1 pseudogene is annotated in these 393 nt (G+C 58.8%); it reads left to right on the top strand.

Going from position 1 to position 393, the window contains the following annotated elements:
• Nucleotides 1-393, top strand: a pseudogene (locus NQZ67_RS30015) (NADP-dependent phosphogluconate dehydrogenase); the annotation flags it as partial.

Consider the following 393-nt stretch of genomic DNA (forward strand, 5'->3'; position numbering starts at 1 on the left):
TCGGACCGGACGGCGCCGGCCACTATGTGAAGATGGTGCACAACGGCATCGAGTACGGCGACATGCAGCTGATCTGCGAAGCGTACGACCTGCTTCAGAACGTGCTCGGCGTTACGACGGAAGAGCTGCACGAAATTTTCACCGAGTGGAACAAAGGCGAGCTCGACAGCTACCTGATCGAAATTACGCGCGACATCTTCGCGAAATACGATCCGGAGACGGGCAAGCCGATGGTCGACGTTATTCTCGACTCCGCGGGCCAGAAAGGCACGGGCAAATGGACGAGCCAAAGCTCCCTGGATCTCGGCGTGCCGCTCTCCATCATTACGGAATCCGTCTTCACGCGCTTCCTGTCCGCGATGAAGGAAGAGCGCGTAGCGGCGAGCAAAGTGC

The sequence above is a fragment of the Paenibacillus soyae genome (assembly GCF_024623455.1).
Classification (GTDB): domain Bacteria; phylum Bacillota; class Bacilli; order Paenibacillales; family Paenibacillaceae; genus Pristimantibacillus; species Pristimantibacillus soyae.